11 protein-coding genes are annotated in these 12937 nt (G+C 68.0%); 9 read left to right on the top strand and 2 right to left on the bottom strand.

Features of this window, described 5'->3' with window-relative positions:
• Positions 1-29: 29 nt before the first annotated feature.
• Positions 30-614 (bottom strand): transcriptional regulator BetI, encoded by a 585-nt coding sequence (gene betI / locus LGN17_RS09545; RefSeq protein WP_226196190.1) that lies wholly within the window; start codon positions 612-614, stop codon positions 30-32.
• 721 nt (positions 615-1335) lie between these two features.
• Here betI and LGN17_RS09540 point away from each other — a divergent pair.
• The 9 genes from LGN17_RS09540 to fdhA all read left to right on the top strand — a co-directional run bounded on the left by LGN17_RS09540 (position 1336) and on the right by fdhA (position 12085).
• Positions 1336-2238, top strand: a complete 903-nt coding sequence (locus tag LGN17_RS09540) for an alpha/beta fold hydrolase (RefSeq protein WP_226196189.1) — start codon at positions 1336-1338, stop codon at positions 2236-2238.
• 67 nt (positions 2239-2305) lie between these two features.
• A complete protein-coding gene (locus LGN17_RS09535; protein WP_175954614.1) occupies positions 2306-2875 on the top strand; it encodes a methyltransferase family protein in 570 nt (189 codons plus the stop codon).
• 17 nt (positions 2876-2892) lie between these two features.
• Entirely contained in the window at positions 2893-4176 is a 1284-nt protein-coding gene (locus LGN17_RS09530; RefSeq protein ID WP_226196188.1) for a glycosyltransferase, read from the top strand.
• On the top strand, positions 4173-5768 hold the full coding sequence (locus LGN17_RS09525) for a DHA2 family efflux MFS transporter permease subunit (protein WP_226196187.1): 1596 nt from the start codon (positions 4173-4175) through the stop codon (positions 5766-5768). The genes LGN17_RS09530 and LGN17_RS09525 overlap by 4 nt, the downstream gene beginning before the upstream one ends.
• A gap of 10 nt (positions 5769-5778) precedes the next feature.
• On the top strand, positions 5779-6717 hold the full coding sequence (locus LGN17_RS09520; protein WP_226196185.1) for a glycosyltransferase family 2 protein: 939 nt from the start codon (positions 5779-5781) through the stop codon (positions 6715-6717).
• Positions 6718-6782: 65 nt separating this feature from the next.
• Positions 6783-8582 (top strand): efflux transporter outer membrane subunit, encoded by a 1800-nt coding sequence (locus LGN17_RS09515; RefSeq protein ID WP_413227017.1) that lies wholly within the window; start codon positions 6783-6785, stop codon positions 8580-8582.
• Positions 8582-9772, top strand: a complete 1191-nt coding sequence (locus LGN17_RS09510; protein WP_226196181.1) for an efflux RND transporter periplasmic adaptor subunit — start codon at positions 8582-8584, stop codon at positions 9770-9772. The genes LGN17_RS09515 and LGN17_RS09510 overlap by 1 nt, the downstream gene beginning before the upstream one ends.
• 17 nt (positions 9773-9789) lie before the next feature.
• A complete protein-coding gene (locus LGN17_RS09505; protein ID WP_226196179.1) occupies positions 9790-10701 on the top strand; it encodes an SDR family NAD(P)-dependent oxidoreductase in 912 nt (303 codons plus the stop codon).
• Between the two features lie 187 nt (positions 10702-10888).
• Entirely contained in the window at positions 10889-12085 is a 1197-nt protein-coding gene (gene fdhA, locus LGN17_RS09500; RefSeq protein ID WP_059525191.1) for a formaldehyde dehydrogenase, glutathione-independent, read from the top strand.
• Positions 12086-12187: 102 nt separating this feature from the next.
• Here the strand turns inward: fdhA and LGN17_RS36850 are convergent, their stop codons facing one another.
• Complete coding sequence (locus LGN17_RS36850) at positions 12188-12937, bottom strand: hypothetical protein (protein WP_226196177.1); 750 nt, start codon at positions 12935-12937, stop codon at positions 12188-12190.

The following is a 12937-nucleotide window of genomic DNA, read 5'->3' as shown; positions in this document are numbered from 1 at the left end:
GATCTCCTTGAGGGCGACTGCGTGACGCGTCAGTCGGACGCGAGCAGCAGGTCGATGTAATCGTGGGCGAGCTTCAATGCAGCCCGGGTGTCGATCGGGCCGCCGGCGAGTGCGCCGCGCAGCCACAGGCCGTCGATCAGCGCGGCGAGGCCGCTGGCGGCTTCGCGCGCTTGCTTGCGCGGCAACGCCTTCGCGAATTCGGCGCACAGGTTCGAGTGGAGGCGCCGCGTGTTGACGTGCTGCAGACGCTTGAGCATCGGGTCGTGCATGCTCTGCGACCAGAACGCGAGCCACGTCTTCATCACGGGTGCACTGACCTGCGTGTCGTCGAAGTTCGCGGCGACGACCGCGCGCAGCCGCGAGCGCGGATCCTTGCGTGCCGCCACGCGGCGCCGCGTGGTGGCCGACCACAGGTCGCGCAGCACGTGCCGCATCGTCGCTTCGAGCAGGCCGTCCTTGTCGCCGAAGTAGTGGCTGACGATGCCCGTCGAGATGTTCGCGCGCTGCGCGACCGATGCGAGCGTCGTGCCGGGCAGCCCCGTTTCGTCGATCGACCGCAGCGTGGCGTCGATCAACTGTGCGCGGCGAATCTCCCGCATTCCGACTTTCGGCATCGCGACTCCCTTCACCCGGACGGGCCGTTCATGGAAGTCGAGAGCTTAGCGGTTTTTTATTGAACGTTCAATCAACAAAAAATCGGGGTCTGACGGTTTCAGCGGGTGCCCGGCAGGCGAGCGAGGCCCCCGATCGCGGGTTGTGCAGGTGCGGAAAAATAATTGAAAGATGATTAAAAAAGCTGGAGTTTGTTTAAAACGCTTTGTGAAGTGAGCGATCAATCCGGCTAATCGTTGCAGGTGTCGAAGCGATTACGGAGTGAAAGAATATTGAGTTATGTGATATTCGGTCTGGCATGGAAGTCGGCTCGCAAGCCGACGTCACGACTTATTCATGGAAATCCGTTTTAAATGAATGAGTGAAAATTTATAACACATTGATTTCAAATGAATATGTGTCGATTGACCAAGGATTTGCCATCTCCTCGCAAACGATTGCGATCGCCCTCGGATGAATTCCGCTTACCATAAAAAATGAGGGAATAATTTGAATCTGCCGAATTTCCTAATGGAGTAGAGGGTATCGTTGGACTGACTTGAGTCAGTAATATTGTCCGTATTAGTATGGCGCCGCATCATGAGGAATGAATCGATGCCGCCGGTATTGGCGTGGTGCATTGGCCAACAGCGCGATTCGGAGTGCGCGCGAACACCCGGCGCAGTCATTGCGCACCTGCAGCATGCCGCGACGTCGAGACGCCGCATCCACCGGAGAACGACGATGCTGACCGAAAAACACGTGGTCCCGCTGCCGAATGGTCTGAAGGTCTACGTCGAACGGAACGTGTTCGACCCGGCGTTCGACACGGCGATGCTCGTCAACGGCGCCCTCGCGACGACCGCGTCGTTCGGGCAGACCGTCCAGTATCTCGGCGAGCGGATGAACACGATCTGCTTCGACCTGCCGTATGCGGGGCAGTCGCGCCAGCACAACCCGGGCTGCTTCATCCTGACGAAGGACGACGAGGCCGCGATCCTGCAGTACCTGGTCGAGCGTTTCGCGCCGGCGTACCTCGTGTCGGTGTCATGGGGCGGCGTCGCGTCACTGTTCGCGCTGGCACGCGGCTGCCCGAGCGTGCGGCGCGCGGCGATTTGCTCGTTCTCGCCGTTCCTGAACGATGCGATGGTCGACTATGTGACGCGCGCCCGCGATCACATCGCGGCCGGCGAGAACCTGAAGGCCGCGCAGTTGCTGAACGACACCGTCGGCCGCTACCTGCCGCGCATCATGAAGCTGTACAACTACCGGTATCTCACGCGCCTGCCGCGCGACGAGCAGGACCAGGTCGCGTTCCACGTCGACCAGATCCTGTCGCTGCAACCCGAGCGCTACTTCAGCGAGTTCTCGAACATCGGCTGCGAGCTGCTGTTCCTGAACGGCGAGCGTGACGAATACACGACGCCCGCCGACGTGCGCCAGCTCGGCGCGCACGTGCCGCGCGCGCGGTTCGCGACGGTGCCGGACGCCGGCCACTTCCTCGACATCGAAGGCCGCGCGCAGCGCGAATACACGCGTTCGGCGCTGCTCGACTTTTTCTGCGGCGAGTCGTCGCGCGCCGCCGGCATCGCGCTTGCGGCCGCGCAGGCGTGCGTGCCCGCATCGATGCACGCGCTGTCGTCGTGACGCAAAACGCCGTGCGTCCGGTACGCGCGGCGCTCCCGAATTCCCATCCCAACGAGGCAGGCCCGCCGTGAATATCGTTCAGACCATCGCCATCGTCGTTCCGTGGGCCGCGTGGCTCGCCTACTGGATCGCCACTTCGCAGGGCGTGAAGACGACCGTGCGCAAGGAAGCATCGCGCTCGCGCACGCTGCAGTCGATTCCGCTGATCGTCGGCGGCGCGCTGATCATCCTGCCCGATCCGTCGTGGCAGGCGCTCGTGCCGGACTGGCAGCGCTTCGGCCTGCAGGCACAGTGCGGGCTCGCGGTGCTGGTGGCCGGCCTGCTGTTCTCGGTGTGGGCGCGGCTGCACCTCGGCACGAACTGGAGCGTGTCGGTCACGCTGAAGGAAAACCATGAACTCGTCCGCACCGGGCCGTACGGGCTCGTGCGTCACCCGATCTATACGGGCTGCCTGGTCGCGCTCGTCGGCGCGGCGCTGATCGGCGGCGAATGGCGTGGCGCGATCGGCGTACTGCTCGTGTTCGCGTCGCTCGCGTACAAGGTGCGCGTCGAGGAAAGCTGGCTGACCGGGTATTTCGGGCCGGCGTACACGCAGTACCGTCGCGAAGTCGCAGCGCTGATTCCCGGCTTCTATTGAACCCCGCGAGGCGCGCGATGGCGAAGATGATCGTGACCGCGATCGGCTCGGCGGGCGACGTGCATCCGCTGCTCGGCGTTGCGCGCACGCTTGCGTCGCGCGGTCACGACGTGGTGTTCTGCACGCACGCGCCGTTCGAGCCGGCCGTGCGCCGTTGCGGGTTCACGTTCGTGCCGATCGGCACGCAGGCCGACTACGAAGCCGCGATGGCGAACCCCGCGCTGTGGGATCCGCGCACGTCGTTCCGCACGTTGTGGCAGGTGATCGCGCCGACGCTGCGCCCGCATTACGACGCGCTGCGTGCGCTGACCGACCGCGATACGGTGCTCGTCGGCACGCTGTGGGCGTTCTCCGCGCGCTTCATGCAGGAACTGCACGGCACGCCGTACGTGTCGGTGCAGGTGTCGCCGTCGACGCTGTTGTCCGCGCATGCGCCGCCGACGCACCCGCGCCTGACGATTCCCGCGCGCTGGCCGCTGCCCGTGAAGGCGGCGCTGATGACGCTGATCGAGCGCCAGGTGCTCGATCGCACCTGCGGCCCCGCACTCAACGCGGTGCGCCGCGATCTCGGGCTCGCGCCCGTGCGGCGCGTGCTGGGCCGCTGGCTGCATTCGACCGACGGCGTGCTGTGCCTGTTTCCCGGCTGGTTCGCGCCGCCGCAGCGCGACTGGCCCGCGAATCACGTGCAAAGCGGCTTTCCGTTGTTCAACGATGTCGCGGCGCCCGCCCATGACGTCGAACTCGACGCATTTCTGTCGGCCGGCGAGCCGCCGGTCGTTTTTACGGCCGGTTCGACACTGGTCGATCACGCGGCCTATGCGCGTGCGGTGGCGGACGCGCTGCGTGCGACCGGCGCGCGCGGCATCCTGCTGACGCCGGATGATGCGGCACGCAGCAGCGAGCGGTTGCTCGTGCGTCACTTCGTGCCGATGCGCACGCTGCTGCCGCTTTGCCGTGCGCTCGTGCATCACGGCGGGATCGGCACCGCGGCGCTCGCGTTCGAAGCCGGGATCGCGCAGGTCGTCACGCCGTTCGCGCACGACCAGTTCGACAACGCGCAGCGGGTTGCCGTGAGCGGGTGCGGCGTGCGCGTCGACGGCCCGATCGACGGCGCGCGCCTCGGCGCGGCGCTCGCGCGCGTGCTCGGCGAACCATCGTTCGCGGCCCACGCGGCGCGCACGCGCGCGCTGCTTGCGGCCGAGCGGGACGGCTGCGATGCCGCCGCCGATTTCATCGAACGGTTCGCACCGGCGCACGGGCCGTCGGCCATGCGGCCCGACGTTGCGGTGGCCGGCGCATGAGCACCGCGTCGTCGCTTCACGACGGGCCCGTCGGGCCGTCCGCGTTCGACGCGCCGGCCCCCCAGCCGGCCGCGCAGCCGGTGCGCGGCATCCGGCTGGCGCTGCTGACCTTCGCGCTGTCGCTCGCGACCTTCATCGAGGTGCTCGACTCGACCGTGACGAACGTCGCGGTGCCGGCGATCTCCGGCAGTCTCGGCGTATCGAACAGCCAGGGCACCTGGGTGATCAGCTCGTATTCGGTCGCGGCCGCGATCGCGGTGCCGTTGACGGGCTGGCTCGCACGCCGCGTCGGCGAGTTGCGGCTGTTCGTCGGCGCGGTGCTGCTGTTCACGCTGACGTCGCTGTTGTGCGGGCTCGCGCGCGACCTGCACGTGCTGGTGATCTGTCGCGCGCTGCAGGGGCTGTGCTCGGGGCCGATGGTGCCGCTGTCGCAGACGATCCTGTTGCGCACGTTCCCGCCGGACAAGCGCACGATCGCGCTCGCGCTGTGGGCGATGACGGTGCTGCTCGCGCCGATCTTCGGGCCGGTGGTCGGCGGCTGGATCGTCGACAACTTCTCGTGGCCGTGGATCTTCCTGATCAATTTGCCGATCGGGCTGTTCTCGTTCGCGGTCTGCACCGCGATGCTGCGGCCTGATGCGCAACGCGGCGAGGCCGGCCCGATCGACGTGCCGGGCATCGTGCTGCTCGTGATCGGCGTCGGCTCGCTGCAGGCGATGCTCGATCTCGGCCACGATCGCGGCTGGTTCGGCTCGCCGCTGATCGTCGCGCTGGCGGTGGTCGCGGCGCTCTCGATCGTGTCGCTGCTGATCTGGGAGGCGGGCGAGGCGCATCCCGTCGTCGATCTCAGCCTGTTCCGCGATCGCACGTTCTCGTTCTGCGTGCTGATCATCTCGCTCGGGATGATGAGCTTCTCGGTGGTCGGCGTCGTGTTCCCACTGTGGATGCAGGCCGTGATGGGCTACAACGCGTTCCACGCGGGGCTCGCCACGGCATCGCTCGGCGTGCTCGCGCTGGTGTTCTCGATCCTCGTCGGGCTGCATGCGCATCGCTTCGACGCGCGCGTGCTCGCGACCTTCGGCTTCCTCGTGTTCGCGGGCGTGCTCGCATGGGATGCGCATTTCACGCTGAAGATGACGTTCGCGCAGATCGCCGCGCCGGGGCTGATCCAGGGGATCGGGCTGCCGTGCTTCTTCATCCCGCTGACCGCCGCGACGCTGTCGCGCATTCCGGACGACCGGCTCGCCGCCGCGTCGAGCCTGTCGAACTTCCTGCGCACGCTGTCGGCCGCGTTCGGCACCGCGATGAGCGTGACGCTGTGGGACAACCGCGCGACTTATCACTACGACGTCGTGTCGCAATCCGTCACGCATGCGTCGGCGAACACGCAGCGCTTCGTGCACACGCTGAACGCGATGGGCGTGGACGGCGTGCGCGAGCTGACGACGCTGCACCAGGTCGTGATGCAGCAGGCCTACATGATGGCGACCAACGACATGTTCTGGATGGCGAGCATGACGTGTCTCGCACTCGCGGCAATGATGTGGCTGACGCGGCCGAAACGCGGCGCGGCGGCGTCGTTCGGGCATTGAGGAGAGGAACATGACGACACTTGGCGCACTCGTGATCCTGTATCACCCGAGCGATGCGCAGCTCGACGCACTCGGCGCGTGGCGGCACGCGTGCGACGCGCTGCTCGTCGTCGACAACACGCCGCAGCCCGATGCACGGGCCCGCGAGCTGTGCGCGCGCGAAGGCATCACGCTGCTGCATCACGGCAATCGCGGCGGGATCGCGGGCGCGTACAACGCGGGGCTTGCGGTGCTGTTTCGCGATCGCATCGACGCCGTCGCGCTGTTCGATCAGGATTCGTCGGTGCCGGCTGCGTATTTCCCCGCGATGCGCGATGTCTGCGCAGGGCTCGCGGGGCGCGCGTTCCTGGCCGGCCCGCGCATCTTCGACGAGAACGCGCGCAGCTTCCTGCCCGAACTCTCGACCAACGGGATCGGGCTGCGCCGCTTGCGGATCGAGCCGGGTGCACCGCTGCAGCGCTGCGCGTTCCTGATTTCCTCGGGCTGCGTCGTGTCGCGCGACGCGTTCGACGTGCTCGGCCGGTTCGACGAGACGCTGTTCATCGATCACGTCGATACCGAATACAGCTTCCGCGCGCTGTCGCGCAACGTGCCGCTCTATGTCGTGCCGTCGCTGGTGCTGCCGCACCGGATCGGCGCAAAGCAGCGTCACGCGATCGGCCCTTTCGAAATGACGTCGATGAATCACTCGTGGCAACGGCGCTACTACAGCGCGCGCAATGCCGTGCAGCTCGGGATGCAGTACGGGCTGCGCTTTCCGGTGGCGATCGTGCCGAACCTGCTGACCGTGTGGCAGGTCGTGCAGATCGCGCTCGTCGAGCGCGACAAGCGTGCGAAGCTCGCCGGCATCCTGTTCGGCGTCGCGGACGGCCTGTTCGGCCGGCTCGGCCCGCTCGAACGCGCGCGGCCGCGTCTGGCCGCGCGGGCGCAGCGCGTTCAGCAGGGATGAGGGGCGCGATGCGGCGTGTGAATGGAAACGCGGATCCGGCGCGCGGCGCGAAGGGCGGCTCGAGGATGATCGTCGCCGCGGCGGTGTCGCTGGCGTTGAGCGGATGTGTGCCGTCGGGCTTCCTGCCGTCGCTGTCGTTGCACGCGCCGGCCGACGATGCACTCGCGCACACGGCCGGCCCCGGCGTGAACGGCGCATGGCCCGCGCCCGACTGGGTGAAGCAGTTGCAGGATCCGCAGCTCGACGCGCTGGTCGCCGAGGCGTCGCAAAACAACCCCGATCTGCAGGTCGCGCAGGCGCGGCTCAGGATCGCGCAGGCACAGCTTCAGCAGTTCGATTCGTTGACGGGGCTGACGGGCACGGCCGGCGCAACGGTCAGCCGTGCGCGGATGCCGAAGCCGGGCAACGACGTCGCCGACGTATCGGTTAGTGGCTACCGCGTACCTGTCGAGATCTTCGGCGATCCGAACACTTCGCCGTCGTCGGTATTCGTCGGGCTGACCTACCAGCTCGACCTGTGGGGCAAGAACCGCGCCGCGACGAAAAGCCTGATATCGCTGCGCGAAGCGGCGCGGGTCGAGGCCGAGCAGGTGCGGCTCACGCTGGCGGTCGCGATCGTCACCGTGTACTGCCAGCTCGACCAGGCGTATGCGACGCAGGATCTGTTGCAGCAGAAGCTGAAGGTCAGCCAGCGCGTGACGGCCGTGCTGCGCGAGCGCACCGCGCGCGGGCTCGACAACGCGTACGACGCGAGCGACGCGTCGATCAAGCGCAGCAAGCTGCTCGCGCAGATCGCGCTGAACGACGAGCAGATCAAGCTCGCGCAACTTCAGCTCGGCGTGCTGTCGGGCCGTGGCCCCGAGCGTGGGCTCGCGCTGCAGCGGCCGCGGGTCGGCGCGTTCGCGGGCGGCGCGCTGCCGGCGCGGCTGCCGGCCGATCTCCTGGGGCGCCGGCCCGACATCGTCGCCGCGCGGTTGCGCGTCGAAGCCGCGTTCGCGAATGCCGATTCGACGCGCGCCCAGTTCTATCCGGACGTGAACCTCGTCGCGCTCGGCGGCGTGTTCGCGCTGACGCCCGCGTCGCTGTTCTCGCGCGACGCGCTTGCCGGTTCCATCGGTCCGGCGATCTCGCTGCCGATCTTCGATCGCGGCCGGCTGAAGGCGAAGCTCGGCGCGGATGTCGCGCAGGCCGATGTCGCGATCGGGCTGTACAACAAGACCGTCGACGATGCGCTCGGGCAGGTCGCGCAGTTCGTCACGTCGCTGCAGACGTCGCAGACGCTCGTCGCGCAGCAGCAGGACGCGGTCGCGGCCGCGCAGAAGATCGTGGAGATCGCGACCGACCGTCACCGGCGCGGCGTGCTGATGCAGAAGGACGTGGACGTCGCGGATCTCACACTGATCGACGAGCGCGCGCAATTGATCGCGTTGCTCGGCCGGCAGCGGACGCTGCGCGTCGGGCTGATCGGCGCGCTGGGCGGCGGGTTCGATGCAGGGGCAACGGTCGCACAGGCACCGGCCGTGCATCGGGCGCGTAGCGGGGCGGCGAAGCGAGGCGCTTCTGCTGCTCCGCCCGCGGCGGCTGCCGTGGCTGCTGCGACCACACCGACCGCGAGCCGGCCGGTGGCGGGGCCGTCGGCGGATACCCGTGCGGAGCGCGCGGCCGTGTCGCCGAGCGTCGCTGCATCGAATCCGGGTTCCGCACGGCGCGACGACGCGGCGCGCATGCCAGCCGTCGGCGCGACGCCTCGCGGTGCGCCCGTTCTCGCACACACGGTAGTGGCGAATCCGGCGCCTAGCCCGTCGGCCGTGCCGCCGATTCCCCTGTTCCAGCACGATCGTCTGATCGTTACGCAAAGCGACTGATGCACCACGACAACCTCCATACCGCCGCGCCGCCGGCCGCATTGAACGACCCGGCGCTCGACGCGCGCCGTGCGACGCGCCGCAAGCGCTTCATCGCGTTCTTCGCGGTCGTGCTGGTGGCCGCGCTTGCATGGATCGCATACTGGCTGCTGAGCGACCGCTATTACGAAGACACCGACGACGCGTACGTCGCCGGCAGCATCGTCCAGGTCGCCGCGCAGATCCCCGGATCGGTGACCGACGTCGTGGTTGCCGATACGCAGGCGGTGCGCGCCGGGCAGACGCTCGTGCGGCTCGACGACACCGAGGCGTCCGTCGCGTTCGCGCAGGCGAAGGCGCAACTCGCACAGGCGGTGCGGCAGGTCGCGAACGCGAAGATCTCGAACACGATGTACGTCGAGGCCGTGAACGCGCGGCGCGCCGACCTGTCGCTCGCGCAGCGCGCGCTCGCGGCTCGCTCGGGCGCATCGGTCGAGATCGTCGCGCCCGAGGAGCTCGCGCGCGCACGCGCGGCGGTCGCTGGTGCGCAGGCGAATCTCGCGGCCGCGCAGGCGCAGCTCGATGCGGCACGTGCGCTCGGCACCAAACTGCCCGTCGACGAAAGCCCGGCCGTCGTGCAGGCGGCCGCGCAGTTCAAGCTCGCGTACCGGAACCTGAAGCGCACGACGATCGTCGCGCCCGTCGACGGCACGATCGGGCAGCGCTCGGTGCAGGTCGGTCAGCAGGTCGGGCCCGGCGTGCCGCTGATGTCGGTCGTGCAGCTCAACCAGCTGTGGATCGAGGCGAATTTCAAGGAAGGGCAGATCCGCCACATGCGCATCGGGCAGCCCGTCGAAGTCGTTTCGGATCTGTACGGCTCGCGCGTGACCTATCGCGGCCGCGTGCAGGGCTTCTCGGCGGGCACCGGCAGTGCGTTCTCGATGCTGCCGTCGCAGAACGCGGCCGGCAACTGGATCAAGGTCGTGCAGCGCGTGCCGGTCGTGATAGCGCTCGATCCGCGCGATCTCGCCGCGCATCCGCTGCGCGTCGGGCTGTCGATGCGCGCGACGGTCGACACGCACGACCGCAACGGCCACGCGCTCGACAGCGAGCCGCCGACACCGGCCGTCAGCACGCGCGTGCACGACGGCGTCGCGAGCGAGGCCGATGCGGCCGCCGCGGCGATCATTCGCGAGAATGCCGGCGGTTGATCGTCCGACGCTGTGCGATGCGCCGCAGGCACCGGTCGGTCGATGTCCGAAAGATTCGAAAAAGGCATGATTCGCGGCAAAAAATATCGTGCTTCGTACCGGCGCAACGCCGAGTCGCGCAGGGCTATCCTGTCGCGCTATCGGGACAGCAACGCGAATCGGAGGCACGTGTGTTCGATCTTTCAGGCAAGGTGGCCGTCATTACCGGAGGGGCGAGCGGCATCGGGCTCGGCATCGCGCGCGGCATGGTCGAGGCCGGCGCGCGCGTCGTTCTCGTCGGCCGCGATCCCGTCAAGGGCGACGCGGCGCTGGCGTCGCTGCCGGCCGGCGCCGAGCGGGGCCTGTTCGTCCAGGCGGACGTCACGCGGCGCGACGCCTGCGTGGCGGCCGTCTCGCAGGCGGAACAGCATTTCGGCAGGCTGGACATTCTCGTGAACAACGCGGGAATGAATATCCGCAAGCCAGGGCATGAACTGAGCGCCGACGAGTGGCACCGCATCATCGATACGAACCTGAGCGGCGCCCATTTCTGCGCGCAGGCCATTCATCCCGCATTCCGGCGCGCCGGCGGCGGCAAGATCGTCAATATCGGCTCGATGCTGTCGCTGTTCGGCACCACTTACGGTGCGGCCTACGCGGCCAGCAAGGGCGGGATCGTTCAGTTGGGCCGGGCGTGGGCCGTCGAATGGGCGCCGGACAACATCCAGGTCAACACGCTGCTGCCGGGATGGATCGAAACCGAACTGATTGCCGAGGCCAAACGGCTGTTTCCGGATCTCGAACGCAGCGTCCTGGCGCGCACCCCTTTGCGGCGCTGGGGCACGCCGCGGGACCTGGCCGGCATCGCCGTCGCGTTGTGTTCCCCCGAGTGCGACTTCGTGACGGGCGCCGTGATTCCCGTGGACGGCGGCTATTCGGTTCAGGGATGACGGCCGCCCGAAGGCTTCCCGCCCGACTTTCGCATTTCCGCCATCGATGTCGGCGGTGTTCAAACGCGTGTCGCGTTTGAGACATCGACGCCCCCGTCTCCGGGACTACTCTCGAACAGCACGTTGCGCGTGTGCCGCATGAGCCGGCGCGCCGCGGCGCCAGCCAACGAGACATGGAGACAATACGATGAGCAGCAATCGAGGTGTCGTCTATCTTGGACCGGGTCAGGTCGAAGTCCAGAAAATCGATTATCCGAAGATGGTCGATCCGAGCGGCCGCGCGATCGGCCACGGCGTGATCCTGAAAGTGGTCAGCACGAACATCTGCGGTTCCGACCAGCACATGGTGCGCGGCCGCACGACTGCGCCGGTCGGCCTCGTGCTCGGTCACGAGATCACGGGCGAGGTGGTCGAGATCGGCCGCGACGTCGAGACGCTGAAGCTCGGCGATCTCGTGTCGGTGCCGTTCAACGTGGCCTGCGGCCGCTGCGCAATGTGCAAGGACACGCATACGGGCGTGTGCCTGAACGTGAACCCGTCGCGTGCGGGCGGCGCGTACGGCTACGTCGACATGGGCGGCTGGATCGGTGGCCAGGCCGAATACGTGCTCGTGCCGTACGCGGATTTCAACCTGCTGAAATTCCCCGATCGTGATCAGGCGATGGCGAAGATCCGCGATCTGACCTGCCTGTCCGATATTTTGCCGACCGGTTATCACGGTGCGGTGAGCGCAGGCGTGAAGCCGGGCTCGACGGTCTATATCGCGGGCGCGGGCCCGGTCGGGATGGCGGCGGCCGCCTCGGCGCGCCTGCTCGGCGCGGCCGTCACGATCGTCGGCGACATGAACGCGGAACGCCTCGCGCACGCGCGGGCGATGGGCTTCGAGACGGTCGACCTGTCGAAGGACGCATCGCTCGGCGAGCAGATCGAGCAGATCCTCGGCGTGCCCGAGATCGACTGTGCGGTCGACTGCGTCGGCTTCGAGGCGCACGGCCACGGTTCGTCGGGCCATGCGGAGGAAGCGCCCGCGACGGTGCTGAACTCGCTGATGGAAATCACGCGGCCGGCCGGCGCGATCGGCATCCCGGGCCTGTACGTGACGGACGATCCCGGCGCGAAGGACAAGGCTGCGCAGCACGGCAGCCTGAGCATCCGCTTCGGCCTCGGCTGGGCGAAGTCGCACTCGTTCTTCACGGGCCAGACGCCGGTGCTGAAGTACAACCGCAACCTGATGCAGGCGATCCTGTTCGACCGGCTGCCGATCGCGAAGATCGTCAACGTCGAAGTGATTTCGCTCGACCAGGCGCCGGAAGGCTACAAGAAGTTCGACGGCGGTGCGCCGCGCAAATTCGTCATCGACCCGCACGGGTTGCTGGCAGCGTGATGCGCTAGCGTTCGACGCGCGCGACGCGTCATGCGAGACGGGCGGTGCCGGAAACGGGCCGCCCGTTTCTACTGGGGAGGCGCGGAGCAGGGCGGGCCGCGCTCAGTGGCCGCGATAGAGCTGCGCGATTTGCGTATTGCCGGTGCTGGTGCGTCGCGCATGGGCGGTGTGCACGCTCACACCGTGGAAGGCGCGGGCGCGATGCGCGGCGCCACGCCTGGCATTCAAGTCCGCCAGGCGAACCGTGCCGGTGGCGTGCGACCGGTCGGATGCACGCATGGCCGGCGCGGCTTGCGCGACTGTCGTCCGTTCGCCGGCTTGGCTGACATCCAGGCTGCCCTGACGGGTGGTTGGCGCCTGCGTGCCGTCGGTCGAATGAAACGGATAGACGGGCGCCGGCAGGATCGGCAGCACGGGATCGTTCGATGCGTACGGGCCGGCATGGCTCGCCCTCGCGCCATACTCATTCGACCCGCGACAAACGGGATCGGCCTTGCATGTCCGGTCGACCGTCACGTAGCCGCCGACCAGCAGAACGAGTGTCAGGAGGCTCAGGATCGGCGCGCTCGATGCGCGCGGCCGTCGGAATGCCGCGTTGCGAAGCGCCCGCGCGATGCGTGATGACCACGTATGAAAGGAGTGCGCCGCACGCGTGCCGTTCGACGCGACGCGGATCGAATCGAACGGCCAGTTCCAGCGGCCGCAGACGGGGCAGTGCTCGAGCGCGCGGAAGGCCACGAAGCCGCATTCCCGGCACCGGAAGCCGGCAGTGTGCCGCGCTTCGGCCCGCGCGTTCAGGATCGCGCGCCACCCATCGCGTGCGCGAATTGTGCGGTTGGGCAGGACTCGCAT

It is taken from the genome of Burkholderia sp. AU30280 (assembly GCF_020420125.1).
Taxonomy (GTDB): domain Bacteria; phylum Pseudomonadota; class Gammaproteobacteria; order Burkholderiales; family Burkholderiaceae; genus Burkholderia.
Note: the sequence above shows the minus strand (reverse complement) of the source record. Positions and strands in the feature narration are given on the sequence as shown.

Bases quoted from the DNA above. Each gene is read 5' to 3' on its own strand.
- LGN17_RS09540 (WP_226196189.1), top strand. From the start codon at position 1,336: ATGCTGACCGAAAAACACGTGGTCCCGCTGCCGAATGGTCTGAAGGTC.
- LGN17_RS09520 (WP_226196185.1), top strand. From the start codon at position 5,779: ATGACGACACTTGGCGCACTCGTGATCCTGTATCACCCGAGCGATGCG.
- fdhA (WP_059525191.1), top strand. From the start codon at position 10,889: ATGAGCAGCAATCGAGGTGTCGTCTATCTTGGACCGGGTCAGGTCGAA.
- LGN17_RS36850 (WP_226196177.1), bottom strand. From the start codon at position 12,937: ATGCGAGTCCTGCCCAACCGCACAATTCGCGCACGCGATGGGTGGCGC.
- LGN17_RS09505 (WP_226196179.1), top strand. From the start codon at position 9,790: ATGCGCCGCAGGCACCGGTCGGTCGATGTCCGAAAGATTCGAAAAAGG.
- LGN17_RS09525 (WP_226196187.1), top strand. From the start codon at position 4,173: ATGAGCACCGCGTCGTCGCTTCACGACGGGCCCGTCGGGCCGTCCGCG.
- LGN17_RS09530 (WP_226196188.1), top strand. From the start codon at position 2,893: ATGGCGAAGATGATCGTGACCGCGATCGGCTCGGCGGGCGACGTGCAT.
- betI (WP_226196190.1), bottom strand. From the start codon at position 614: ATGCCGAAAGTCGGAATGCGGGAGATTCGCCGCGCACAGTTGATCGAC.
- LGN17_RS09510 (WP_226196181.1), top strand. From the start codon at position 8,582: ATGCACCACGACAACCTCCATACCGCCGCGCCGCCGGCCGCATTGAAC.
- LGN17_RS09515 (WP_413227017.1), top strand. From the start codon at position 6,783: ATGATCGTCGCCGCGGCGGTGTCGCTGGCGTTGAGCGGATGTGTGCCG.